Origin of the sequence: Pseudomonas sp. MONT-RG-20F-20-E-7-02, from assembly GCF_022662395.1 — a bacterium.
Classification (GTDB): Bacteria; Pseudomonadota; Gammaproteobacteria; order Pseudomonadales; family Pseudomonadaceae; genus Aquipseudomonas.
In genome coordinates, this window is sequence record NZ_JAKNQN010000002.1 from 577,186 (window position 1) to 601,392 (window position 24,207).

The 24,207-nt window shown below is 61.3% G+C and carries 26 protein-coding genes; 15 read left to right on the forward strand and 11 right to left on the reverse strand.

Annotated elements, in window-relative coordinates:
- Positions 1-5: 5 nt before the first annotated feature.
- From L8I05_RS07830 to L8I05_RS07865, 8 genes are all read left to right on the forward strand, one after another.
- Positions 6-299 (forward strand): hypothetical protein, encoded by a 294-nt coding sequence (locus L8I05_RS07830; RefSeq protein WP_242168047.1) that lies wholly within the window; start codon positions 6-8, stop codon positions 297-299.
- A 344-nt stretch (positions 300-643) separates the two neighbouring features.
- Positions 644-1,264 (forward strand): LysE family translocator, encoded by a 621-nt coding sequence (locus L8I05_RS07835; RefSeq protein ID WP_242168048.1) that lies wholly within the window; start codon positions 644-646, stop codon positions 1,262-1,264.
- Positions 1,265-1,378: 114 nt separating this feature from the next.
- The gene (locus L8I05_RS07840; protein ID WP_242168050.1) at positions 1,379-1,765 is read left to right on the forward strand and encodes an ester cyclase; all 387 of its coding nucleotides are present in this window, start codon (positions 1,379-1,381) and stop codon (positions 1,763-1,765) included.
- Positions 1,766-1,780: 15 nt separating this feature from the next.
- Positions 1,781-2,818 carry a helix-turn-helix domain-containing protein gene (locus L8I05_RS07845; protein ID WP_242168052.1) on the forward strand — a complete coding sequence of 346 codons (1,038 nt, stop codon included), beginning with the start codon at positions 1,781-1,783 and terminating at the stop codon, positions 2,816-2,818.
- Positions 2,819-2,928: 110 nt separating this feature from the next.
- Positions 2,929-3,390, forward strand: a complete 462-nt coding sequence (locus L8I05_RS07850) for a hypothetical protein (protein ID WP_159956196.1) — start codon at positions 2,929-2,931, stop codon at positions 3,388-3,390.
- 485 nt (positions 3,391-3,875) lie between these two features.
- Entirely contained in the window at positions 3,876-4,739 is an 864-nt protein-coding gene (gene dapA, locus L8I05_RS07855) for a 4-hydroxy-tetrahydrodipicolinate synthase (RefSeq protein ID WP_242168053.1), read from the forward strand.
- Between the two features lie 143 nt (positions 4,740-4,882).
- The gene (locus L8I05_RS07860) at positions 4,883-6,259 is read left to right on the forward strand and encodes a cystathionine beta-synthase (protein ID WP_242168055.1); all 1,377 of its coding nucleotides are present in this window, start codon (positions 4,883-4,885) and stop codon (positions 6,257-6,259) included.
- Positions 6,256-7,422, forward strand: a complete 1,167-nt coding sequence (locus L8I05_RS07865) for a cystathionine gamma-synthase (RefSeq protein WP_242168058.1) — start codon at positions 6,256-6,258, stop codon at positions 7,420-7,422. The genes L8I05_RS07860 and L8I05_RS07865 overlap by 4 nt, the downstream gene beginning before the upstream one ends.
- A 748-nt stretch (positions 7,423-8,170) precedes the next feature.
- Here the strand turns inward: L8I05_RS07865 and L8I05_RS07870 are convergent.
- Both L8I05_RS07870 and L8I05_RS07875 read right to left on the reverse strand, forming a co-directional pair.
- Positions 8,171-10,369, reverse strand: coding sequence for an OsmC domain/YcaO domain-containing protein (locus L8I05_RS07870; RefSeq protein WP_159956186.1), 2,199 nt, complete (start codon positions 10,367-10,369; stop codon positions 8,171-8,173).
- Between the two features lie 163 nt (positions 10,370-10,532).
- Complete coding sequence (locus L8I05_RS07875) at positions 10,533-11,189, reverse strand: class I SAM-dependent methyltransferase (protein ID WP_242168060.1); 657 nt, start codon at positions 11,187-11,189, stop codon at positions 10,533-10,535.
- Between the two features lie 111 nt (positions 11,190-11,300).
- Between L8I05_RS07875 and L8I05_RS07880 the strand changes: the two genes are divergently transcribed.
- The 3 genes from L8I05_RS07880 to L8I05_RS07890 all read left to right on the forward strand — a co-directional run bounded on the left by L8I05_RS07880 (position 11,301) and on the right by L8I05_RS07890 (position 13,529).
- The gene (locus L8I05_RS07880) at positions 11,301-11,933 is read left to right on the forward strand and encodes a TetR family transcriptional regulator (RefSeq protein WP_242168062.1); all 633 of its coding nucleotides are present in this window, start codon (positions 11,301-11,303) and stop codon (positions 11,931-11,933) included.
- Between the two features lie 77 nt (positions 11,934-12,010).
- Positions 12,011-12,166, forward strand: coding sequence for a hypothetical protein (locus L8I05_RS07885; RefSeq protein WP_174245624.1), 156 nt, complete (start codon positions 12,011-12,013; stop codon positions 12,164-12,166).
- Between the two features lie 49 nt (positions 12,167-12,215).
- Positions 12,216-13,529: an FAD-binding oxidoreductase gene (locus L8I05_RS07890; RefSeq protein WP_242168064.1), complete on the forward strand. Its 1,314-nt coding sequence runs from the start codon at positions 12,216-12,218 to the stop codon at positions 13,527-13,529.
- 5 nt (positions 13,530-13,534) lie between these two features.
- Here the strand turns inward: L8I05_RS07890 and L8I05_RS07895 are convergent, their stop codons facing one another.
- From L8I05_RS07895 to L8I05_RS07905, 3 genes are all read right to left on the reverse strand, one after another.
- Complete coding sequence (locus L8I05_RS07895; RefSeq protein WP_242168066.1) at positions 13,535-14,947, reverse strand: hypothetical protein; 1,413 nt, start codon at positions 14,945-14,947, stop codon at positions 13,535-13,537.
- Between the two features lie 94 nt (positions 14,948-15,041).
- The gene (locus L8I05_RS07900) at positions 15,042-15,563 is read right to left on the reverse strand and encodes a GNAT family N-acetyltransferase (protein ID WP_242168068.1); all 522 of its coding nucleotides are present in this window, start codon (positions 15,561-15,563) and stop codon (positions 15,042-15,044) included.
- 30 nt (positions 15,564-15,593) lie between these two features.
- The gene (locus tag L8I05_RS07905) at positions 15,594-16,979 is read right to left on the reverse strand and encodes a hypothetical protein (protein WP_242168069.1); all 1,386 of its coding nucleotides are present in this window, start codon (positions 16,977-16,979) and stop codon (positions 15,594-15,596) included.
- Between the two features lie 126 nt (positions 16,980-17,105).
- Between L8I05_RS07905 and L8I05_RS07910 the strand changes: the two genes are divergently transcribed.
- Complete coding sequence (locus L8I05_RS07910) at positions 17,106-17,666, forward strand: cysteine hydrolase family protein (protein ID WP_242168071.1); 561 nt, start codon at positions 17,106-17,108, stop codon at positions 17,664-17,666.
- Here L8I05_RS07910 and L8I05_RS07915 read toward each other — a convergent pair.
- Positions 17,663-18,118 (reverse strand): NUDIX domain-containing protein, encoded by a 456-nt coding sequence (locus tag L8I05_RS07915; protein ID WP_242168073.1) that lies wholly within the window; start codon positions 18,116-18,118, stop codon positions 17,663-17,665. The genes L8I05_RS07910 and L8I05_RS07915 overlap by 4 nt on opposite strands.
- A gap of 5 nt (positions 18,119-18,123) precedes the next feature.
- Positions 18,124-18,756 (reverse strand): TetR family transcriptional regulator, encoded by a 633-nt coding sequence (locus tag L8I05_RS07920; protein ID WP_242168076.1) that lies wholly within the window; start codon positions 18,754-18,756, stop codon positions 18,124-18,126.
- A gap of 72 nt (positions 18,757-18,828) precedes the next feature.
- On the opposite strand from L8I05_RS07920, the gene L8I05_RS07925 reads away from it, so the two are divergent.
- Entirely contained in the window at positions 18,829-19,695 is an 867-nt protein-coding gene (locus tag L8I05_RS07925; protein WP_242168078.1) for an aldo/keto reductase family oxidoreductase, read from the forward strand.
- 8 nt (positions 19,696-19,703) lie between these two features.
- Here L8I05_RS07925 and L8I05_RS07930 read toward each other — a convergent pair whose 3' ends face one another.
- From L8I05_RS07930 to L8I05_RS07940, 3 genes are all read right to left on the reverse strand, one after another.
- Positions 19,704-20,150 carry a VOC family protein gene (locus L8I05_RS07930; RefSeq protein WP_242168080.1) on the reverse strand — a complete coding sequence of 149 codons (447 nt, stop codon included), beginning with the start codon at positions 20,148-20,150 and terminating at the stop codon, positions 19,704-19,706.
- Positions 20,147-20,593: an HIT domain-containing protein gene (locus L8I05_RS07935; RefSeq protein ID WP_242168082.1), complete on the reverse strand. Its 447-nt coding sequence runs from the start codon at positions 20,591-20,593 to the stop codon at positions 20,147-20,149. Before L8I05_RS07935 ends, L8I05_RS07930 begins: the two co-directional genes overlap by 4 nt.
- A 115-nt stretch (positions 20,594-20,708) precedes the next feature.
- The gene (locus tag L8I05_RS07940) at positions 20,709-21,410 is read right to left on the reverse strand and encodes a glutathione S-transferase (protein WP_242168084.1); all 702 of its coding nucleotides are present in this window, start codon (positions 21,408-21,410) and stop codon (positions 20,709-20,711) included.
- 141 nt (positions 21,411-21,551) lie between these two features.
- Here L8I05_RS07940 and L8I05_RS07945 point away from each other — a divergent pair, with 141 nt between their 5' ends.
- Entirely contained in the window at positions 21,552-22,115 is a 564-nt protein-coding gene (locus tag L8I05_RS07945) for a TetR/AcrR family transcriptional regulator (protein WP_197628445.1), read from the forward strand.
- Here the strand turns inward: L8I05_RS07945 and L8I05_RS07950 are convergent.
- The gene (locus tag L8I05_RS07950) at positions 22,102-23,610 is read right to left on the reverse strand and encodes an FAD-dependent oxidoreductase (RefSeq protein ID WP_242168086.1); all 1,509 of its coding nucleotides are present in this window, start codon (positions 23,608-23,610) and stop codon (positions 22,102-22,104) included. The genes L8I05_RS07945 and L8I05_RS07950 overlap by 14 nt on opposite strands.
- Before the next feature lie 64 nt (positions 23,611-23,674).
- On the opposite strand from L8I05_RS07950, the gene L8I05_RS07955 reads away from it, so the two are divergent.
- The gene (locus L8I05_RS07955; RefSeq protein ID WP_242168088.1) at positions 23,675-24,157 is read left to right on the forward strand and encodes a MarR family winged helix-turn-helix transcriptional regulator; all 483 of its coding nucleotides are present in this window, start codon (positions 23,675-23,677) and stop codon (positions 24,155-24,157) included.
- Positions 24,158-24,207: the final 50 nt, after the last annotated feature.

A 24,207-nucleotide genomic window follows, 5' to 3' on the forward strand; every position in this document is an offset into this window, starting at 1 on the left:
CAAACATGGAAAGATACACCCCGCTAACCGGAATCGACCTAGTCCCCGCCTCCCTCCTGATCGACTCCGAAGCACCCCTCGACGTGCTACACGCAATGGCCGATTACCGCATCCGCACCGTCACTCAAGTGCTGGAAAACATCGCCTTCCGCAGCGAAATGGAAACCGACGCCGTCATACTCTCCGACTTCGCGCAGTTAGTCGCGATCCCCTTGCGCGACGGTTGTGACTTGATGGACGTCATCGGTCGACGCTTACGCACGCAAGCCACAGAGACAGAAGAAACGCCTGCCAGCTAAACGCTCCACGCGCGTTGGCGTCCTCACGACCCCAACGCGCGAATTGTCCACCGCCTGTTATCCCCCGAACGCCCCGTGTCCCAATCCCGCTCGTAATCCGGCCCGATCCCGCGCGCCATAAAAAAACCACACGGCATGCTCACCCCAATCTATCAGCGCTGCTGATATGCAGAAGACCCCGCCCAAACACTAACAAAGAGGTGCTTATGCCCGTGTTCCTGCGCCCTTCATAGCGCTTTGTTGGCATGGGGCCGTCCGCTTGTGTCGTTACCCGCAACGCGCAGATTGTCCAACCGCCCCAACTGCCCTTATCCTCAACGCTCCCCGCCCACACCGGAGCCGCCATGGACCTCGCCACGCTCGCCCTCTTCCTCCCCGCCTGCTTCGCCCTGAACATGGCGCCCGGCCCGAACAACCTGTTGTCTGTGAGCAACTCCACACGCTACGGCTACCGCACATCATGCCTGGCGGGCATCGGCCGCTTGCTGGCCTTCGCCGGCATGATCGCCCTCGCCTCCGCCGGGCTGGCGGTGGTGCTGCAAACCTCGGAGCTGCTGTTCTACGGGATCAAGATTCTGGGCGCGGCGTATCTGTTTTATCTGGCGTTTCAATTGTGGCGGGCCAACCCGCAAGCAGAGGCTGAATCATCCGCGTCGAAGGTGGGATTGTGGGCGTTGGCGCGTCAGGAGTTTCTGGTGGCGGCGGGCAACCCGAAAGCCATCCTGATTTTCACCGCATTCCTGCCGCAATTCGTAGTACCCGGCCAACCAATCACGCCCCAATTTGCGCTGTTGGGTGCGATGTTTCTGGTGCTGGAGTGGATCGCCATCAGCGCCTACGCCTATATGGGCCTGCACATGCGCCGCTGGTTCGCCGAGCCGAGGGGCAAGCGGATATTCAATCGCTGCTGCGCGGGGCTGTTGTCGGCGGCAGCGACGGTGTTGTTGATGGCGCGTCGGGCGTGAACTGGCGCCTGCAAGTTTTCCAACCCAACGGTGAGCGCACATGAGCGAATTTGATTTCAAAGCTCGGTTTTCCTGCGCACTCCCCTCTCTCACGTCCGGGTTGGAGCACGCGGCATGACCCGAAACCAGCTCGCCGACCTTTACCGCGGCTACATCGACTGCCTCAACCGCCAGGACTGGGAACACCTCGGCGCTTTCGTGCACCCGCAGGTGACCTACAACGCCACCACCGTGGGCCTTGCCGGTTACCGCGCGATGCTGGAGCGGGACTTTCGCGAGATCCCCGACCTGGTGTTTCGCATCCAGTTGCTGGTCGCCGACCCGCCCACGGTTGCCAGCCGCTTGAATTTCCACGTCACGCCCAAAGGTGAATTTTTCGGCTTGCCGATCAACGGCAAGACGGTGACCTTCGATGAGAACGTATTCTACGAATTCGTCGATGGGAAAATCGCGCACGTCTGGTCCGTGATCGATAAGGCGGCGATCGAACAACAGCTTTAACGGATGGAGCCGCTTGTGGAGAACCCGCTTTTTACCTTCACCACCCAGCCTTACCCGCCCCGCCAGCGCTTTGAAGTATGGCGTGAAGAAGTGAATGCAATCTTCGACATCAACATCAGCGAACCGGAATCTTCGGCGTTCAATTACCGCCTGGCCACCGGTTACCTCGGTTCGTTATTGATGGGCTGCGGTGCCTGGGACGGTGACGGCGCGCCGGTGCCGTATCGGGTCAAGCGCTCCACGCAGATGATTCGCCGTGACAGCCTGGACCACTACTACCTCTGCCTGGGCCTGTCCCACACGATCAATGGCACCGCTGGCCGCACCACGCTGGCGGCGAGTAACTCGCAAATCTACATCCTCGACCTGGCCCGTGAGCTGGATTGCCTGATCACAGCCGGCGACACGGTAATCCTCACCATCCCCCGTGACTTGCTGGCGCCCAGCCTCAATTACAAAGACGTGCATGGCCAGGTGCTGCAAGGCGGCTTGAGCGAACTGCTCGCCGACCATATGCGCGCGTTGCAACAGCGCCTGCCGCGCCTCACACCGGATGAAATCCCCCACGCCCAACAGGCGACATTGGCCATGGTCTCGGCGGCCCTTGCACCCTCGGTGGCCAACCTGCAGACCGCCGAGCAGGCCATCGACCACACCCTGTTCAACCGCGCCCGGCGCGTGATCGAACAGCACCTGCGCAGCCCCGAGTTGTCACCGGGTTTCCTGTGCAAACACTTGGGTATTTCGCGGGCGCAACTCTACCGTGTGTTCAGCCACGAATCCGGCGTAGCGGCGTATATCCAGCAACGCCGGTTGAACCGCGCGCGGATGATTATCCAGAGTGAATCCGGCGCACGGCAGCGGGTGTCGGGGTTGGCGTTTCAGTTTGGGTTCAAGAGTGATGCGCACTTCAGTCGTACCTTCAAGCAAGCCTTCGGTTATTCACCGCGCGAGGCGCGCGAGTTGCACACTGCTGCCCAGGCGCCGGGGCGCGAGAGCCGGCACACCGGGTTCTCGTTACGCAACATCCTGGGGCAGATGAAACCGGGTTGAGACGCCCAGACAAGTCATTGAGACGCGGAGACAGGAAGTTTTTTTCCACGTTTTTTTCACCGTTTTATGATTGGCCGATGTTTTAAAGCCCTGACTAAACGGAGAAAATCATGGCCCGTCGTACCGTTATCGCAACGCTTGCCACCGCCCTTCTGCTGACCGGTTGCGCCAATGGCGTCAACGGCCTCAACAGCTTGAACAACCTGTCATTGCCGGGCATTCAGGGCAAGGCCGGGCCGGATATTTCGCTGTTCGACACCACGTATGTCCGCACGCATATCATTTCCGGCAAGACCACCGCCCAACAGCTTAAAGCCCTGTATGGCGAGCCGCAGGACCAGTCGATTTCCTCCGACGGCACCGAAACCTGGAACTACGCGCCCTCCACCACCCAGAATGCATCCATGCGCCACTTGCTTGGGCTGGTGTCCAACCGTATCCCCGGCAATACCTACGACAACGCCCTCGACACCCGGCGCACCGCCATCGATAACATTGCACCGCAGCAACAGAGCCGCCGCCTGAACATCCACCTCAACAATGGCGTGGTCAGGGACTACAGCATTCTGTAATCGGCGAGCGGGTTTGCAGTGGCGAGCGGGCTTGCCCCGCGTTGGAGTGCGAAGCGCTCCTAATTCAACCGCCTTGGTATGACTGATGGATCTCATTGGCAGGTTCTGGGGCTGCTGCGCAGCCCAACGCGGGGCAAGCCCGCTCGCCACAACAAGCCCGCGCGCCGGAACAGGTCGTGGTCGGGAGTTGAAGCGGGGTTGACACATTCCGTCACATCCGCTGAAGATGGAGGCCTTCTTCAGGGTGTGTCAGCGCATGTCTGCATCGTCTTTCGTTAACCATTGCGTTATTGGCTTGATTGTCAAGGCGCAAGGTTGCGTGGCGCACGCCCTCAAATCGAAGAAACAGTCGCTCATGTGACCGGGGCGCGCTGTCCCGTCAGATGAGCTGACAGGACATTGAGCGCGACGGACCTCCCTCCCTTTGCACAATCCCTCTGCCCTTCTGACGGTGACTTCAGCGGTCAACCATCAGGAGAAAGTGCATGTCATCGTTTCAAGGTATCTGGGTTCCCGTGGTCACGCCGTTTCATGACGGCGCCATCGACTTTAACGGCCTGCGCCGCTTGGTCAGCCACCTGCTGGAAAAGCACGTGGCTGGGATCATGGTGTGCACCACCACCGGCGAAGCCGCCTCGCTCAGCCGTCAGGAACAGTTGGCGGTGCTGGATGCGGTATTGCAGCTGGTGCCCGCGTACCGCGTGGTGATGGGCCTGGCAGGCTACAACCAGATAGAACTGCTGCAGTTCCAACGCGAAATCCTCAAACGCCCGCTGGCCGGTTTGCTGGTGCCGGCACCGAGCTATATCCGCCCTTCCCAGGCCGGCCTTGAAGCGTTTTTCCGCACGGTGGCCGATGCGTCCAGCATGCCGATTATTCTGTATGACATCCCCTACCGCACCGGCGTGACCTTTGAACAGGCCACGCTGCTGAACATCGTCAAGCACCCGCGCATCGTCGCGATCAAGGACTGCGGCGGCAACCTGGCGACCACCTTGGCGCTGCTCGCCAGTGGCGATGTTGATGTGCTCTGTGGCGAGGACCTGCAGATCTTCAACGCGCTGTGCCTGGGCGCCAGTGGCGCGATTGCGGCCTCAGCGCATGTACACACCGAGGACTTTGTGGCGCTGTGCCAGCTCGTGCGGGATAACCAGCTGACTGAAGCCCGGTCAATTTTTTTCAAGTTGATACCGCTGATCAACACGATGTTTATGGAGCCTAATCCGGCGCCGGTGAAGGCTGCGCTGGCCCTGGAAGGCTTGATCGGCAGTGAATTGCGCGAGCCGATGCAAGTGGCCAGCACTGCCGTGGTAGAGCGGTTGCAGCAGGTTTTAATGGGCGGCGTTTAAGCGTCAAAACCCGCGCATGCGCCAAAAAAAGACATCCAACGGACCGCCCGGTTGCGACCGGCGCGATCCCGGCCTATGTTCCAAGCCATGCTTTGGATTTTCAGCAGTCCCCCTCTCTATGCTCTCTCGTACCAGGTGACGACATGCCCACGCTTTCCCGCCCCGCTGTACTCGAACTGATCGGCAATACGCCGCTGGTCAAGGTCAGCCGTTTTGATACCGGCCTGTGCACGCTGTTCCTCAAGCTGGAATCGCAAAACCCTGGCGGCTCGATCAAGGACCGCATCGGCCTGGCGATGATCGACGCCGCCGAACGCGACGGCCGCCTGCGCCCTGGCGGCACCATCATCGAAGCCACCGCCGGCAACACCGGCCTGGGCCTCGCGCTGGTCGGCCGGGCAAAAGGCTATCGCGTGGTGCTGGTCGTGCCCGACAAGATGTCCACCGAAAAGGTGCTGCACTTGAAGGCTATGGGCGCCGAGGTGCATATCACCCGCTCCGACGTCGGCAAGGGCCACCCCGAGTATTACCAGGATGTGGCCGCGCGCCTGGCCAAGGACATTCCCGATTCGTTTTTCGCCGACCAGTTCAACAACCCGGCCAACCCGCTGGCTCACGAAACCAGCACCGCCCCGGAAATCTGGGCACAAACCCAGCACGATCTGGACGCGATTGTAGTGGGCGTCGGCTCGGCGGGCACCCTTACCGGCCTGACCCGCTTCTTCAAACGCGTACAACCGGAGCTGGCCATGGTGCTGGCTGACCCGGTGGGCTCGGTGATGGCTGAATACAGCCGCAGCGGCAAGATGCAAACCCCAGGCTCATGGGCCGTAGAGGGCATCGGCGAAGACTTCATCCCCTCGATCGCCGACCTCTCCAGCGTACGCCACGCCTATTCCATCAGCGATGAAGAAAGCTTCGATCACGCCCGCCAGTTGCTCAAGGCCGAGGGCATTCTCGGCGGCTCGTCCACCGGTACCCTGCTCGCTGCCGCCCTGCGCTATTGCCGCGAGCAAACCGTACCGAAACGTGTGGTCACCTTCGTGTGCGACACCGGCACGCGCTACCTGTCCAAGGTCTACAACGACCAGTGGATGAACGACGCGGGCCTGCTGCAATACAAACACTACGGCGACCTGCGTGACTTGATCTCGCGTCGCTTCGAGGATGGCCGCGTGATCAGCGTCGGCCCCGACGACACCCTGCTCACCGCCTTCCAGCGCATGCGCCTGGCCGATGTGTCGCAACTGCCGGTGCTGGTGGACGGCCAGCAACTGGTCGGTGTGATCGATGAATCCGACATTCTGCTGGGCCTGCATCACGACGCCGCAGACTTTTCCATGACCGTCGCCAGTGCCATGTCCGACACCTTGCAAACCCTGGCCCCGAGTGCCAGCCTGGCAGAACTGCAGGCGGAACTGGATCGCGGCCTCGTCGCCATCATCGCCGACGCCTCAGGCTTCCACGGCCTGATCACCCGCGTCGACCTGCTTAATCACCTTCGGAGAACCCTTGCATGAGTCAGCCTGATAAAAGCGCCTTTGCCACCCGCGTGATCCACGCCGGGCAATCACCCGACCCGACCACGGGAGCGCTGATGCCGCCGATCTATGCCAACTCCACCTATTTGCAAGACAGCCCCGGCGTGCACAAGGGCTTTGATTATGGTCGTTCCCACAACCCCACGCGTTTCGCCCTGGAGCGTTGCGTCGCCGACCTTGAAGGCGGCAGCCAGGCGTTTGCCTTTGCCTCGGGGCTGGCAGCGATTTCCACCGTGCTGGAACTGCTCGACGCCGGTGCGCACATCGTCTCCGGCAATGACTTGTACGGCGGCACCTTCCGCCTGTTCGACAAGGTGCGCCAACGCAGCGCCGGGCACCGTTTCAGCTTTGTCGACCTGAGCGACCTTTCGGCGTTTGAAGCGTCATTGCAAGACGACACGCGCATGGTCTGGGTCGAAACCCCAAGCAACCCGCTGCTGAGCCTGACGGACCTGAGCGCCATCGCGCGCATCTGCCGTGCTCGCGGCATCATCTGCGTGGCCGACAACACCTTCGCCAGCCCGTGGATCCAGCGCCCGCTGGAGCTGGGTTTCGACATCGTGGTGCACTCCACCACCAAATACCTCAATGGCCACTCCGACGTGATCGGCGGTATCGCCATCGTCGGCCATAACCCTGAGCTGGCCGAGCGCCTGGGTTTCCTGCAAAACTCCGTGGGTGCGATTGCCGGCCCGTTCGATGCGTTCCTGACCCTGCGCGGCGTGAAAACCCTGGCGCTGCGCATGGAGCGCCATTGCAGCAACGCCCTCGACCTGGCCACCTGGCTGGAGCAGCAGCCGCAAGTGTCGCGGGTTTACTACCCAGGCCTGCCCTCGCACCCGCAGCATGAGCTGGCGCGCAAACAGATGCGGGGGTTCGGCGGGATGATTTCGGTCGACCTCAACAGTGATCTGGCGGGCGCGACGCGCTTCCTGGAAAACGTCAAGATCTTCGCCCTGGCCGAGAGCCTGGGCGGCGTGGAAAGCCTGATCGAACACCCGGCGATCATGACCCATGCCAGTATTCCAGCGGCAACGCGGGCGCAGTTGGGCATTGGTGATGGGTTGGTGCGGTTGTCGGTGGGGGTTGAGGATGTGGAAGACCTGCGCGCCGACCTGGCACAGGCGTTGGCGCTGATCTAACCCTGACAGCTGATCGTTCCCACGCTCCGCGTGGGAATGCCGCCTGGGACGCTCCGCGTCCCGCCTGGAAAGGCTGACGCAGAGCGTCACGGGATACATTCCCACGCAGAGCGTGGGAACGATCGATGTCAGGCTGAGCTGATGTTGGCGCGTGCCGAGTGCAGCTGATCGTTCCCACGCTCCGCGTGGGAACGCCGCCTGGGACGCTCCGCGTCCCGCCTGGAAAGGCTGACGCAGAGCGTCACGGAATACATTCCCACGCAGAGCGTGGGAACGATCAATGTCAGGCTGAGCTGATGTTGGCGCGTGCCGAGTGCATCTGATCGTTCCCACGCTCCGCGTGGGAATGCCGCCTGGGACGCTCCGCGTCCCGCCTGGAAAGGCTGACGCAGAGCGTCATGGGATACATTCCCACGCAGAGCGTGGGAACGATCGATGTCAGGCTGAGGTGATGTTGGCACGCGCTGAGTGCAGCTGATCGTTCCCACGCTCCGCGTGGGAACGCCGCCTGGGACGCTCCGCGTCCCGTCTGGAAAGGGTGACGCGGAGCGTCACGGGATACATTCCCACGCAGAGCGTGGGAACGATCGATGTCAGGCTGAGCTGATGTTGGCGCGTGCCGAGTGCAACTGATCGTTCCCACGCTCCGCGTGGGAACGCCGCCTGGGACGCTCCGCGTCCCGCCTGGAAAGGGTGACGCGGAGCGTCACGGGATACATTCCCACGCGGAGCGTGGGAACGATCGATGTCAGGCTGAGGTGATGTTGGCGCGTGCGCTGTGCAGCTTTTTATAGCTGTCGATCAAGCGCAAATGCCGATCCAGGCCTTCCAGCTTCATGCTGGTCGGCGTCAAGCCATAGAAACGCACCGTGCCGTTCACCGAACCAATCACCGCGTCCATCCGCTCGTTGCCGAACATGCGGCGGAAGTTGGTCTCGTAATCCTCGAGTTCCAGATCTTCGTCCAGGTGCATCTCCAATACCGCATTCACCGCCTGATAAAACAGGCCGCGCTCAGCGGTGTTGTCGTTGTACTGCAGGAACATCTCCACGCACTCTTTCGCCTCTTCGTATTGCTGCAAGGCGAGGTAGATCAGCAGCTTCAACTCCAGGATGGTCAGCTGACCCCACGCCGTGTTGTCGTCGAATTCGATGCCGATCAAGGTGGTGATGTCGGTGTAGTCGTCCAGCTCGCTTTCCACCAGGCGCTCAGCCAGTGCTTTGAGTTCGTCGTCGCTGAGGCTGTGCAGGTTGAGGATATCGGCGCGGAAAAACAGCGCCTTGTTGGTGTTGTCCCAGATCAGGTCGTCCACCGGGTAGATTTCCGAGTAGTCCGGCACCAGGATGCGGCAGGCGGTTGCACCGAGGTGTTCGTACACCGCCATGTAGGACTCTTTGCCCATGCCTTCGAGAATACCGAACAAGGTCGCGGCTTCCTGGGCGTTGGAGTCTTCGCCGTGGCCGGAAAAATCCCACTCGACGAATTCGTAATCCGACTGGGCACTGAAGAAGCGCCAAGAGACCACACCGCTGGAGTCGATAAAGTGCTCGACGAAGTTGTTCGGCTCGGTCACCGCATGGCCTTCGAAGGTCGGCTGTGGCAAATCGTTCAAGCCTTCGAAGCTGCGGCCCTGAAGCAATTCGGTGAGGCTGCGTTCCAGCGCCACTTCCAGGCTTGGGTGGGCGCCGAAGGATGCAAATACGCCGCCGGTGCGCGGGTTCATCAAGGTCACGCACATCACCGGGAATTCACCGCCCAGGGACGCGTCCTTGACCAGCACCGGGAAGCCCTGGGCTTCCAGGCCCTGGATACCGGCAAGAATGCCGGGGTATTTCGCGATCACTTCAGCCGGCACGTCCGGCAGCGCGAATTCGCCTTCGATGATTTCGCGTTTCACCGCACGCTCAAAAATCTCCGACAGGCACTGCACCTGGGCTTCCGCCAAAGTGTTACCCGCGCTCATGCCGTTGCTGAGGTAGAGGTTTTCGATCAGGTTGGAGGGGAAGTACACCACTTCGCCGTCGGACTGGCGCACGAACGGCAGCGAAACAATGCCGCGCTCTTCATTGCCCGAGTTGGTGTCGTACAGGTGCGAGCCACGCAGCTCGCCGTCGCGGTTGTAGATCTTCAGGCAGTAGGCATCGAGGATTTCAGCCGGCAGTTCGTCTTTGCGGCCCGGCTGGAACCAGCGCTCATCCGGGTAATGCACGAACGGCGCGTTGGCCAGTTCCTCGCCCCAGAACTGATCGTTGTAGAAGAAGTTGCAGTTGAGCCGCTCGATAAACTCGCCCAACGCCGACGCCAGCGCGCCTTCCTTGGTCGCGCCCTTGCCGTTGGTGAAGCACATCGGCGAGTGGGCATCGCGGATATGCAACGACCAGACGTTGGGCACGATATTGCGCCACGAGGCGATTTCGATCTTCATGCCCAGGCCCGCGAGAATGCCGGACATATTGGCAATGGTCTGCTCCAGCGGCAGGTCTTTGCCGGCAATGTAGGTGCCCGCCTCGCCCGTCGTATTCGGCATCAATAGCGCCTGGGCATCGGCGTCGAGGTTTTCCACCTCTTCAATCACGAACTCGGGCCCGGCCTGCACGACTTTCTTCACGGTGCAGCGGTCGATGGAACGCAGGATGCCCTGGCGGTCCTTGTCGGAGATGTCGGCGGGCAACTCGACCTGGATCTTGAAGATCTGGTTGTAGCGGTTTTCCGGGTCGACGATGTTGTTCTGCGACAGGCGAATATTCTCCGTGGGGATATTGCGCGTTTCGCAGTACAGCTTCACAAAGTACGCCGCACACAACGCCGACGAAGCCAGGAAGTAATCGAACGGACCCGGTGCCGAACCATCGCCTTTGTAGCGAATCGGTTGGTCGGCAATTACCGTGAAGTCATCGAACTTGGCTTCAAGCCGAAGGTTGTCGAGAAAGTTGACCTTAATTTCCATGCGGGCACACCAGAATAACGGGCTAAACAAATTGGCCGCCATTATGAAGATTTTCGCCGGGAAGTCTCAGGGTTTTCCGAATTGCCTGCCGATCGGTGCTGACGTTTCCCTCAACAGCACCCGGTGGCTCCCGTGACAAATACATGCATAAAGGTCGCGCCTGTCAGCGCAGGCGAATCGAGAGCTCAATGTCATCGGCAAATGGCACCGACAGATAGCCGTTCGCAGGCTCGCGCACATGTGCCAGGTATTCGGGGCAGTAGTTGGTGTTGTCGGCCACCACCCATGCGCCGGGGCGCAGGTATTTTTCAACCAGGTTCAGCACGTCGCCATACAAGGCCTTGGCGCCGTCCAGCAGCAACAGGTCGACGGCTTCAGGCAAGTCGCTGGCCAGCGTCACGAGGGCATCGCCTTCACGGATTTCGATCAGGTCACTCACGCCGCCCTGGATGAAATGCTCGCGCGCCAGGGCGATCTTTGCGGGCTCGAACTCACTGCCAATCAGCACACCGCCGCCGTTGTCGCGCAGTGCGGCGGCCAGGAACAAGGTGGACAGGCCAAACGAGGTGCCGAATTCAACGATAGCCCGCGCATTGCTGCTGCGCGCCAGCATGTAGAGCAAGTTGCCGGTGTCGCGGGAGACCGGCAGCCACAGGTGCTTGAGCAGCGTGTAGAGCTCAAGGTAATCGGTTTTGCTGTGCATCAGGCGGTCGCGCTCTTCGCCGGATAGGTCGTTGAAGATCGGGCTGGTGCTTGCGTCGGCTTGTGCGTAGAGGCGTTCGATCAGGGGCGCCAGTGGCGCGGTGGTCAGGGTCGTCATGATTGATTTCCGTCAGGTTGGGACTAAGATGCGACTAATCCGTCGCATTTAAAGTATGCGAGTGATTCGTCGCATTCGCTATTCGCGTTAGCCCCGCCGCTGGAGCCCCAGATGACAACCCGCCAGACCGCCCGTATTTCCTCACGCAAGCAGCCGCAACAGGCACGTTCCACCGAACTGGTGGCGGCGATCCTGGAGGCGGCTATTCAGGTTTTGGCCAAGGAAGGCGCCACGCGTTTCACCACCGCGCGGGTGGCGGAAAAAGCCGGCGTGAGTGTGGGCTCGGTGTATCAATACTTCCCTAACAAAGCGGCGATTCTGTTTAGGTTGCAGAGCGATGAGTGGCAGCAAACCACGCAGTTGCTGCGCAGCATCCTCGAGCAAACCGACCTGCCGCCGCTGCAGCGCCTGCGCACCCTGGTGCATGCGTTTATCCATTCCGAATGCGAAGAAGCGCAGATGCGCGTGGCGCTCAACGACGCCGCGCCGTTGTACCGCGATGCGCCCGAAGCCGTCGAAGTACGTGCGGCAGGCCAGCGCGCATTTGAGGCGTTCATGCTCGAATTGCTGCCGGACGTGCCTGAACAGACGCGCGCACTGGCGTGCGATTTGATCCTGACCACCCTCAGTTCGGTGGGCAAGGATTTTTCCGGCAGCCCGCGTACAGCCAGCGAGATTGAGGGGTACGCCGAGGGTATGGCGGACATGTTTAGCGCCTACGCGAATGCGCTCAATCAACCCTGATTGTTTAACAAAGGCATAACTGAAGGTACACAAACGGCGATTGAACGCATCCGCGTGCGATGGGAGCATCGGCAGCCATGATTTCGCGCTTGTGTGTGTTCCGTCGCCAGCTGCAGCCTTCCTTCCCGAAGGTGCAGGCGCGTCCCTGCGAAAATCCGCTGTTCAATATCATCCTGGCCTTCTGGGCACTGTGGCATTGCCGCCATGCGCGCCCGCCCGATGCACACCTCTGATTAATCCGAACCGGCCTCGCCGGCATTCATTTATCAGAAGGAACATGCCATGACCGCAGCCATGCGCCCTGTCACCGGTGCTGCCCAGCGCAGCGCCTCGTATTACACCGCCAGCCTCAACGACGCCATCCACTACCCGACTTTGCACGGCCAGGTCAGTGTCGACGTGGTGATTATCGGCGGCGGCTTTACCGGCGTCGCCAGCGCGGTCGAGCTGGCCGAACGCGGGCTCAAGGTCGCGATTGTCGAGAGCCATCGCATCGGCTGGGGCGCCAGCGGGCGCAATGGTGGGCAAGTCACCGGAAGCCTGTCGGGCGACGAGGCCATGCGCGCGCAAATGCGCAGCCGCCTGGGCGCTGAGGTCGACGATTTCATCTGGCACCTGCGCTGGCGCGGGCATCAAATCATCGAGCAACGCGTCAATAAGTACGCGATTGCCTGCGACCTCAAGCACGGCCACTTGCATGCCGCGATGAAGCCCTCGCACCTGACCGAACTGCGCGCCTTTCACGATGAAGCGCAACGGCGCGGCATGGGCGATCAGGTCAGCCTGCTCGATCAAGCCGGTGTGCGTCAGCATCTGGGCAGCGAGCTGTACCTGGGCGCGCTGAAAAACACGCGCAACCTGCACCTGCACCCGCTCAACCTTTGCCTGGGCGAGGCGCGCGCGGCGCACAGCCTCGGCGCGTTGATTTACGAGAACACCGAAGTGCTGCAAATCGTACACGGCGAGCGGCCTGCGGTGGTCACCGCCCTTGGCCGCATCGACGCGCGCCACGTACTGCTGGCCGGCGACGTGTACCACAAACTCGAACCCCAACAGCTCAAGGGCAAGATATTCCCGGCCATGGGCGGCATCGTCACCACCGCGCCATTAGGCGAACTGGCGCAGCAAATCAACCCGCACGACCTGGCGGTGTACGACTGCCGGTTTGTGCTCGATTACTACCGCCTGACCGGCGATGGCCGCTTGCTGTTCGGTGGCGGCGCCAACTATTCCGGGCGCGATTCACGCGACATCGCCGCAGAGCTGCGCCCGTGTATCGAGCGCACGTTCCCGGCACTCAAGGGCGTCGACATCGAGTTCCAGTGGAGCTGCGCGATGGGCATCGTGATGAACCGCATCCCGCAGCTGGGCAAGCTCTCGGACAACGTCTGGTACTGCCAGGGCTATTCGGGGCATGGCATCGCCACCAGCCACATCATGGGTGAAATCATGGCTGAAGCGCTGACCGGCACACTGGAAAAATTCGACACCTTTGCCGGCTGCAAACACATCAAGGTGCCGCTGGGCGATGTGTTCGGCAACCCGATGCTGGCGGTGGGCATGTGGTACTACCAGATGCTTGAGAAGCTGCGCTGAGCGATTCACGGCTGAGCAGGCTGCTTGCGGTACATCCCGGTGAAATAGTGGTCATTTTCCGGCGCGGCATTGTGGTTGATCACCGCGAAGTTTCTCACCAGTTGAATGTGATACGGGCCATTTGAATGCGGCGCCAGCGGCTCAGGCACGATGATCAGGTTCTCGGTTTCCATTGGCACGGTGTGGTGTGCAGTCACGATCTCCTGGCCGGTTGCGGTGGTTTTCAGGCGGAGAGTGAACTCCGCCACTTCCCTGCCCTGGGCGTCGCGTTCAGGCAGGATGTGCACATCGAGGTCGCCATCACGCCCGAGGAAATCATCGCGCATCTGGTAATGCCCGCTGCGCTGATCGCGGGCCACATCCGTGGCTTTCTCGTAGTCGGGTTCGCGCTCTTCAGGCTGTAGCTGAATCACCCGTTCAGGCTTGGCGACTTTGGCTTCACGCACCCAGGTGCCGCCGTACTCGTAGGGCTCACGGTCACTGCGGGTTATCCGCCAGATGCCCGTCTGATGGCCGTCGTCGGCGGATTCGAACAAGTAAAGGAAGTTGTCACCGTCACTCTCCTCTTTTTCCCCCACCAGTTGGATCGGCTGCCCGTTGCCGCTTCGGGTGTAGCGCAGTTCGCCAATAATCACCGCGCCTTGCTCCTGATACCAGAGTTGCACCGGTAGCGTGCCGTCCAGGGTGCCGGTGAGTGACTGCACCTCCTGATTGACCGGGCCTTCGAGGCTCGGCTGCTCATGCCACTGGCCGTCCTTCCATCCGCCAGTGGTGCGCAGCAAAAAGCCACGCGGCATGCTGGAATTTTCGCCAGACTCGGTGGCCGGGACTTCTTCCTGGGTGTACGCGCTGAGCCGCTTGAGCTCGCCGTTACGCATTTGCCATTGGGTCGAGCGTGTCCAGCAGCAACCACGGTCAACCTGCGAGAGCAAAGTGCCTTCGAACGGGCTGAGGGAGAACATGCCACTGCTGGTTTCCCAAGCCAGTTTGGTCAAGGGCGCGTTAAGCACCCAGCGCTGGGTTTGCGGGTCTTGCAGGTAAACATCGAACATCGGTTTGTAGCGCTGCGTCGGGTCGTTGCCATTGCGAATCGCCAGGTCCTGGCGCCCGTCTAGGTCGAAGTCAGCGAAGTACAGCAGGCTGAACGGCCCAAGCAGCCAATTGTCGATCTTGCCGTTTTGGTCCACCGGCACATTGGCGGCCGGCGAGTGCAGCTGCTGGAGGGTTTCAAGGGTGTTTTTATCGCGCACGGTAATCAGTGCAGGCGCCAATTCGCCGGGGTCCTCGGGCACCTCGGGGAACAACACGTCGACCAGGTACTGGCCGCTGGGGTCATTGACCGACACCGAGCGTGGTTCGGCGATGGCAGTCGCCGTCAGGGCCAGGGAGATGAGCACACCGTTGAAGAGCGAACGCATCCAGCGCTTCCTTGCTGAGATTGGGGGGGCGATAGTGTATGCGCTCAGTGCGCCGTAAACACTGGGTTTAAGCAAAGGTTAAAGAGGCGTCGTTTCAAGTGACTTTGTTGGGTGACACCCACCACGTCATCGCGCAGCGGCTACCGGGCTCGAAGCCGTGGGCATACTCGTCGGCCAGGATGTCCGCCAGGCGCTTGTCGCCTGTCGGCTGAAACCCTAGACGCGTGTAAAACGGCGCATTCCACGGCACGTGCCTGAACGTGGTCAACGTGACTGAACGCAGCAGGTTCGCGCGCGCATAGTCCATCGCCGTTTCCACCAACTTACACCCCCAGCCTTGGCCTTGTATGGATTGCGCGACCGACACTTCATGAATGTGCAGCGCATCCCCCTGACGTTCGGCGCTGAGAAAGCCGTGTGGCCGGGCATCAGCGTCGACCACCACCCAACAGGTGGATAACGCAATCAGTTGACGGTGACGTTCGACGCTCATCGTGGCGGTGTCCGCCAGCCAGCTCAGGCCATCGATACGGCGGAATACCTGGGCGGCGCTCAGCTCAACGCGGGGCAGCAGCGGCGCGTCGTCGGCAAGCGCCAGGCGAATGTGTACAGGCATGCGTTATCAAGTCCGTGCTGGGCAGGCGAATCAGGGTTGTTTGCGGTACATGCCGGTGAAGTAGTCCGAACTGTCCGGTGCGGAGTTGTGTTCGATCACCGCGAAGTTTTTCACCAATTGGATGTGATACGGGCCAACGCGCGGCGATGCCAGTGGCTCACGCACGATGATCAGGTTTTCGGTTTCCATCGGCACCGTATAGTGCGCCGTCGTGATCTCTTTTGCGCTCGCAGTGTCTTTCAAAGTCAGGGTGATGTCTGCAAGCTCCCGGCCCTGGGCATCACGCTCGGGCAGGATTTTCAGGTCGAGGTCGCCGTCGCGCCGCAAAAAGTCATTGCGCATCTGGTAGTGGCCGTCGCGCTGATCCCGCGCGACTTCATCGAGTTTGGCGTAGTCCGGTTCGCGGTATTCGTCGCGTAGTTGGATCGTCAACTCGCGGTCATCGTCCCTGGCGCCACTGACCCAGGTGCCGCCATAGTCACGGGAGATCCGCCAAATGCCGGTTTGATGACCATCGTCCGTGTATTCGTGAAGATTGAGGAACGGCTGGTTGTCGTAGTCCTCGCGCGCGCCGATCAATTTGATCGGCTCACCGCTGCCACGCTGGAGGTAACGCAACTCGCCAATCACCACCGCGCCCTGATCCTGATACCACAGCTCGACCGCAATCTTGCCATCCAGCGTGCCGACCAGCCGGTGTGGGTCTTCGTTGACCGGCCCTTCCAACCTTGGTGTTTCCTGCCATTTGCCGTCTTTCCACTCGCCGGTGGTACGCAGCATATAGCCGCGCGGCATGCTGGAGTTCTGGCCAAATTCGGTGGGCAGCACCTCTTCCTGCGTGTACGCACTCAACTGCACCAACTGACCGTCGCGCATTTGCCATTGCGCGGAGCGCATCCAGCAGCAGCCACGGTCCGTTTGCGAATGCAGCGTGCGGTCTTTCGCGTTGACCGAAAACATCCCGCCTGAGTTAGCATTCGCCAGTTCGGTCAGGGGCCCATTGAGTACCCATTGGGTCTTCTGCGGGTCTTGCAGATATACATCGTAGTTGTACTGAAAGCCTTCATCGACGCCACTGCTATTGCGGATCGCCAGGTCTTGGCGGCCATCGAAGTCGATGTCGGCGAAGTACAGCACGCCGTATTCACCCACCAAATGATCCGGGTCTGTTTTGCCGTTGCGCAGCGGCACGTTAGCGGCCGGGGTGCGCAGCTGCTGAAGGACTTGCAGGGTGTTTTTGTCGCGCACGGTGATCAGTGCCGGCGCCGGTTGATCCAGCGCTTCTGGCACTTCGGGAAACAGCACTTCGACGAGGAATTTGCCGCTGGGATCATTGACCGAAAAGGAGCGCGGCTCGGCCATTAGCGGCGCCACGAAGGTCATGGAAAGGAACACACCGCAAAGTAGCGCGCGCATCCAAAGCATCCTTGCTGAAAATTGGGTGCGCAGTGTAAAGGCAAACGGGGTTAGGTTCGAACAAATCCCTGTTTGCACCCTTGCATTCGCTGCTATGTTTCGTGCTCGATCAGGAAAGGATGTGCCATGGAACCGTTAGCGCCAAACGCAGCATTGGTGATCATCGACATGCAACAGGGCATGAACAACCCAACGCTTGGGCGTCGCAACAATCCCGACGCCGAATTGCATATGCAGCAACTGCTGGGCGCCTGGCGGCAGTCGCAGCGCGCGGTCGTCCATGTGCGACACCTGTCGCGTACGCCCGGCTCGGTATTTTGGCCAGGCCAGCCAGGCTGCGAGTTCCAGGCCGCGCTGGCGCCGCTCAAACATGAACATGTGCTGGAGAAGAATGTGCCGGATGCGTTTGCGGCCACGGGCCTGGAGCGCTGGCTGCACATGCGCGCGATCCGGCAGTTGGTGATCGTCGGCGTGATCACCAACAACTCCGTGGAATCCACGGCACGCTCCGCCGGAAACCTGGGCTTTGAAGTGATCGTGGCCGGGGATGCCTGCTATACGTTTGACCAAACCGACTTGTCCGGGCGCCTGTGGCCTGCCGAAGATGTGCATGCGCTGTCGCTGAGTAACCTGGCGATGGACTACGCCAGGGTGATCGAAACGGCCGAGATTCTAGCCGGTACTTAAGCTGTAAAGACGCCCGCCTCCACCAGTATTTCAACCAGCCTCTCGGGCCATACCGTTTCCTCGGTCAAGCGCAGCGCCTGGGCGGACCACCAGCGATGGTCCGCCATCACCTGGGTCTCTTCCGGCGTCCACTCGGCCCTGGACAGCGCCGCGTTGGCGGCGTGAACGATAAAATAATGCTCGATCGCCAACACCGTCTCGCCGCTGGGCAGCATCAGTGGAAAGCTGCGCTCGGCCACCGATGCGTCCACGCCGCCGACCACAATCCCGGTTTCTTCGCGCAGCTCCCGGACCGCCGCCGCGTGGAAGCTTTCGCCCGCTTCGACACCGCCGCCTGGCGTGGCCCAGTAATTCCTGCCGGCCAGCGCGCCGTCTTTATGCACAAACCGGAACAGCAGGACTTCCCCGGCGGGGTTTATAACCAGCAATCGTGACGCTTTGCGCTCGCGCATCGGCGCTACTCCTTGTGTGTATGGGTTTGCAAATAAGCCTTGAGCAGCAACGTGGTCTGCTGCTCAAGCCCCGTTTCGAATGCAGGCGACGCGTTGCCCTCGAGCAAGGTCCGCACCGGGCCGACAATAGCGCTCAGGGCAATGCTCGCCGTCAGGACCGGGTCGTCAAACTGAGCATCCGTTGCCGTGCGCAACATCGCAGCAATTACCGCCACCATCCGCGCATTGATACGCGCGACCAATTCAGTACCGCCCCGCTCGCCTGCAATCGCATACAGCGCCTTGGACACGCCCTGGTCGCGCAGCTTGGCGTTGAGCAGCGCCGTCACCAGCCCGGACGCCATCTCGGCCACCGGCAGCTGTTGATGGCGGCTGCACGCCAACTCGACCGCCTCGGCCACCCACTCCAAATGTTGTTGCAGCACGGCGGCCAGCAGCGCGTCGCGGTTCGGGTAGTACTGATAGAGGCTGCCCACCGACATACCGGCGCGCTCAGCCACGCGGGTGGTGGTGCAGCGGATCAGGCCCTGCTGGGTCAAAACCTGAAGGGTTGCCGTGTGCAGCGCCTCGACGGTGGCGACGGAACGCGCCTGAACCGCTGATTTTCTTGGCTTTAGCGTGGCTTTGACGGGGCTCATGGAATGCGAATTCCAATATCTGAAGGATCCTTCATATTAGAGCCTTACTCCGATGACGCAAGGGTGGCAGCAATGACGGGCTTGGCAAACAGCGGCACATTTACCTTGGGCGACCACCAGGTCAACCGCATCGGCTATGGCGCGATGCAACTGGCCGGCCCCGGCGTGTTCGGCCCGCCCAAGGATCGTGCAGGCGCGTTGGCGGTGCTGCGGGCGGCCGTCGCCGCCGGCGTCAACCATATCGACACCAGTGATTTCTACGGGCCGCATATCACCAATCAGCTGATCCGCGAGGCGCTGCACCCTTACCGCGATGACCTTACCCTCGTCACCAAGATTGGCGCCCGCCGTGATAACGAAGGCGGCTGGCATGCCGCGCCGTCCAAGCAAGAACTGACACAGGCCGTGCATGACAACCTGCGCAACCTCGGGCTGGACGTACTCGACGTGGTCAACTTCCGCGCGTCCCATAACCTGATGGGCCCCGGCGAAGGTTCCAACGAAGCGCCACTGACCGTGCTGGCCGAGCTGCAACAGCAAGGCTTGGTGCGCCATATCGGCATCAGCAACGTGACCCCGACGCAGGTGGCCGAGGCGCGCAAAATCGTCAAGTTCGTGTGCGTGCAGAACCTCTACAACATCGCCCATCAGCACGATAACGCGCTGATCGACGAACTGGCACGCGACGGCATTGCCTACGTGCCGTTCTTCCCGCTGGGCGGTTTTACCCCGGTTCAGTCATCGACGCTGACACGTGTTGCCCAGCGGCTGGGCGTGACACCCAAGCAACTGGCACTGGCCTGGTTGCTGCGACGCTCGCCAAATATCCTGCTGATTCCCGGCACCTCATCAGTGGCGCACCTGCATGAAAACCTGGCGGTCGGCGAACTGGCGTTATCCGCTGAGACCTTCGCTGAGTTGAATGCCATCGCGGGCTGAAACCGGCGCTATTCGGGCACCTCGGCTTCCACCGGGCGTGCCCTTTCACCGAGCCTTTCTACAAGCCTGACCAAATAACCATCCGGGTCCTGCAGCAGAAACTCACGCTGCCCGACCTCGACCTCGCCGGCTCTGTACCACACATCTTTGCTTGCCTTGAACAAGGGATACGCCGCCGCGTCCAGCCGTTGTATCACCGGCAGTACCGAAGCGACGTCAATCTGCAAATTCATCCCACGCCCGAACGGCCGCTCCAGCGCGGCGGTCAGCCATTGGTTGGCGAGCGGGTCGACTTGCTCAAGCATCACCTGCGCGCCGTCCAGATCCAGGTAGGCAAAACCGTCTTCCAGGCGTTGATACGCGATCTTGAAGCCTACCAACGCCACCCAGAATTCGAGACTGTCACTCAGGTTGCTCACCATTAATTCCGGGACCAGCTTATTTCTGTGCATCATCCTGCGTTCCTTGTGGCTGTCAGCCGCTGCGCGATCTTTTTGCGCAGCTCGCCGTGCTGGGTTTCTGCGTAAGGCGTGGCGGTTTTCCAGTCGTAGAACCAGACCGGCATCTTGCGCTTGTCGTCCGGCTCCGTGGCGTAGCGAGGAAAGAGATGGCAGTGCAACTCCGGCTCGGAATTGCCGAGGATTTCGTAGTTCATGCGCAACGCGCCGGTCGCCGCCAGCACGGCGTCGCCAAGGCGGGCCATATCGAGCAGATAGGTCGCGCGGGCGTCGGCATCCAGGTCATTCAAGCTGGCCACCACCGGGTCGGGCAGCAGCAGGCAATAACCCCGCAGAAACTGCACATCGCCCATCACCGCCCAGCCCGAGGGCATGCGGCAGATAACCTTGTCGTTGGCGCCGTTGCGGGCCAGTACTACGCGTTGCGAAATCAGTGACATGCATTGTCCTTAATGATGACGTTCAACTCAGGCGAGCGACCATAGCCAAGCCGTCCTCCACTGTCGATAACGCACTGCACGTGGATCGCATCGGCGCAGGCCTGCGCTGCGAGTTTCAGCTGTTCGGCTCACCTTGTGCAACCATCGCACGCCAAGCCTGAACGCTGGGCCGCTCATTCATCCGCGCATGCCATGCGTGCAGCGCCGCGCATTCATCGGGTATCGGCAAGCTCACCAGCGCGGCGAAGATCAACCCGCCCAGCAGCGCAATGTCGGCCATTGAAAATGCGTTGCCGGCCACATAGGGCTGAGTCGCCAGCAGCTTGTCGAAATAGTGCATGCCCCTGACCGCCTTGTCGCGCATGCGCCCGCCCCATTCGGCGTTTTGATACAGCTCGACCTCAGGTCCCAAACCAGGCGTTGCGTGGTGGAAATACACGCTGATCGCGTCCATCAGCTCGATCTCGGCGCGGCGGGTCATCATATGGATAAGGCCTTGCTCGGTCGGCGTTTTGCCGGTGAGCGTCGATTGGCCATCGAGGGCATCCAGGTACTGCGTGATCGCGGTGCACTCGGCGATCAGCGTGCCGTCGTGCAACGCCAGCACTGGCAAGGTTCCGGAATAGTTGAGCGCCAGGAATGCGGGCTGTTTGTGCTTGCCTTCCCATAGGTTGACGGGCACGAACTCGACCTGCGAGAGCAAGCCTTTCTCTGCCAGTGCGATGCGCACACGTGCCGGGTACGGGCCGTTGTACCAGTCGTAGATTTTCATCGAAGGGGATGTGGAAGTGTCGGAATGAGGCTGTTGGAATGTCATGGGTTAATCGCCTACCTGTCAAATGGTAGGTAAAGATTGGAAGGTTTATCCGGCATTGTCAAGCACTACCTACCAGTTGGCAGGTAAAGCCGTGTGGGCGTAGAATCGCGCCATCCACCCATTCGATCTGAGGCATAAAACGTGAGCGAGAACGCCCGGGAAGCGATCCTGGAAGCTGCAAGAATCGCAGCCCAGCACTACGGCTACGGCGGCATCAACTTTCGCAGTATCGGCGAGACGGTCGGGATCAAGAACGCGAGTATCTATTACCACTTCCCGAGCAAGGCCGACCTCGGTGCGGCAGTCGCCAAACGCTATTGGCAAGACGCCGTGAAGGCGCTGGAGGTGTTACGCGAGGAAAACCCCGAGCCGCTGCGCAGCTTGCAGGCCTACCCGAGCCTGTTTCGCAAATCCCTGGAAGATGGCAACCGGCTGTGCCTTTCCAGCTTCATGGCCGCCGAATACGTGGACCTGCCCGACGCCGTGCGCAGCGAAGTGCTGGCGTTCGCAGACATCAATGTGGCGTGGTTGATGGCGCGCCTCACCGACCTCGGTGCAGGCAGCCCCGAGGTCTGTGAGCGACGCGCCCGCGCGATCTATTCGGCGATTGCCGGCGCGCAGCTGATTGCGCGTACGCGCGCCGACATCGGCCTGTATGACGAACTGGTCCAGAGTTACCAGGACGCGGGGCTCATCCCGGCATAACGGGCCCCAGGCCGACTTGCAGCAGGTAGCCTTCGAGCCTTTCGAGCGCAGCCGAGGGCACGAATGCGCCGACATAACCGTCCGGGCGCACCAGCACCCAGTCGCCAACGGCCAGCGCATACGCACGTTGCAACTGCCCATGCTCATCCACGAGCTCGCACTGCGGGCCGATGTGATGGATATGCAGCCCCGGCCGAGGCGACACGGCACCGGCTGTAACGCCATAACCCAGCAGCGTCCAATGCGTGCCTTTGTACAGGTCGAACAGGCGCAGCGCTTGGCCGCTGGCGCCGCGCAGTTGCGCATCCGGCGCACGATCACCCGCCAGCAGGTTGCCGGTGCGTTCGGCGTGCTGCAGCGCGAGTGATGTTTGCGCGTAGCCGAGATCCAGTTGATGCACTTCCCTGCCCCGGCGCATGTCGCCACGCTGCATGCCGTCGAGCAGTTTGGTCGACAAGCCCAGTACTGAAGCGGCTATGGGGCGCCGCTCTTCTTCGTAACTGTCGAGCAGCGTTTGCGGTGCACCGTTGGCCACCGCTGCCAGTTTCCAGCCCAGGTTGTAGGCGTCCTGCACGCTGGTGTTGAGGCCCTGGCCACCGGTTGGCGGATGGATATGCGCAGCGTCCCCAACCAGAAACACCTGGCCGACACGGTATTGATCAGCCAACCGCGCATTCATGTTGTAGGCCGAAGCCCAGGACACCGAATGCACTTGAATACCATCGCGCCCGGTGCGCTCGGCCAGGATTGCCGTCAGCCCTTCGGCGCTGAGGTCGATGTCAGCTTCCAGCGGGATCGGCGCCTGAATCTGGAACAACTCGGTGCCGGCCAGTGGGCACACGGCGATCTGCCGGAGCATGTCGCCTTCGCCGAAACGGTGCCAGCAGTCAGCAGAAAGGCCGGACAACCGCACATCCGCAACCAGCGCACGCACGCCCAGCGTTTTGCCTGGGAAGCCGATATCCAGGGCGTGACGCACAAAACTGCGGCCGCCATCGGCGCCTACCAGCCAGCGCACGCGCACAGATTGTGTGCCGGTGTTATCGGCCAACTGTGCGCTGACACCCTCGGCGTCCTGCTCGAACGCCACCAACTCGCAGGCAAATTCCGGCGCGTGGCCCAGCTCCAGCAGGCGTTCGCGCAGCACGCGTTCGGTGAGAAATTGCGCCACCATCAACGGCTGTTGATACGGCTCGGCCGACGTCGGCGCGTTGTGTTCAATGGAATTGGCTTCGCTGTAGCTGCCATCGTCGCGGTAGCGCCGCTCAGTCGGATAGACTCCACCCACAGCGAACAGGCGATCCAGAATCCCCAGGTCTTCGAACAGTTCCTGAGAGCGCGGCTGAATGCCCTTGCCCCGCGAACCGTGAAAAGGCTCGGCGTTTTTCTCGATCAGGCGAAAGCTGATACCACGGCGTGCCAGGTCAATCGCCAGAGTCAAACCGGCCGCACCGGCACCGCAAATCAGTACATCAACAGCGCATTGCTCGTTCATACGGATCACCTATATGTGCAATACGCACATATTAAGATGGAGAAACACGGTGTCAAGAAAAAGCGTGCAAAACGCACATATCAGCGCACAACTGCGAGACCTGCATGACTCGCTGGTGGAAATTGTCGGGGTGATGAACCGCCCCCAGCGTGACGAGGCGATGGTGCGCGAGGCCGGGATTTCCCTGGACCGCGCGCTGTTTCCACTGCTGGTGCTGGTCGAGCGGCTCGGCCCGATTGGCGTGGTTGAACTGGCCGACCGCGTGGGCCGCGACTACACCACCGTCAGCCGCCAGGTGGCGAAACTCGAAAGCCTGGGCCTGATCCTGCGCCAGGAAAGCGCCGTGGACCGCCGCGTGCGTGAGTCGGTCATCACCGAAAAAGGCAAGACCATGACCGACCGTGTGGATGACGCCCGCGAGCGCATGGGCGTGTCGATCTTCTCGACCTGGGACGAAGGCGATTTCGAAAACCTGGTGCGCCTGATGCGCAAGTTCGCTGCGGACATCAAGGACGATTCGATACTGGCAACCAAAGACATACGCTGACCCGCCGCAGATCGGGATTACCACGCTAACGTCACGCCGAAATGAGCGGT